The sequence below is a fragment of the Pseudoalteromonas aurantia genome, from assembly GCF_005886875.1.
Lineage (GTDB): Bacteria > Pseudomonadota > Gammaproteobacteria > Enterobacterales > Alteromonadaceae > Pseudoalteromonas > Pseudoalteromonas aurantia_A.
On the sequence record NZ_PNBY01000183.1, the window covers coordinates 1 to 477 of the forward strand.

2 pseudogenes are annotated in these 477 nt (G+C 42.8%); one reads left to right on the top strand and one right to left on the bottom strand.

The annotated features are described in order from the left end of the window. A pseudogene (locus CWC18_RS20395) lies at window positions 1–167 on the bottom strand (transposase); the annotation flags it as partial. A gap of 100 nt (window positions 168–267) precedes the next feature. Between CWC18_RS20395 and CWC18_RS20400 the strand changes: the two are divergent. Then, window positions 268–477, top strand: a pseudogene (locus CWC18_RS20400) (transposase); the annotation flags it as partial.

Below are 477 nucleotides of genomic sequence, written 5' to 3' on the forward strand. Positions count from 1 at the left end.
TTGGCAAGCTCCAGCAGTTTATCTTCTATCCACCCTCTTCTGTGTGCGTATGACTGACCTGTTGTCTTATCTTCACCACACAAATACGCACGACGAACACACCGTGAAATGCAATGGTAGTATTTGGTATCAGTTAAACTCACTTGCCTTTTGCGTGCTGTAGCCATACGGAAATCGCCTATCTTTTAAGCTGAATCTAAAACATAGGCAATGAATGAAAAACAGTCAATTTTGGGTGGGTGTCAATTTTAATTTTCCAGTGCAGAAATTATGCAATCCATTCCAGGGATTGGCCCTATCATTGCCTCCGCGTTCAGCGTCAGCATCGATAAAGGCCAAGCATTTAAAAGTGCGAAAGACTTTAGTGTCTGGCTTGGCCTTACGCCTAGGCAATATGCGTCTGGTGAAACAAATCGTTTGGGCACAATTACTAAACGTGGAGATAAATACCTCAGAAAGCAACTTATTCATGGTGCT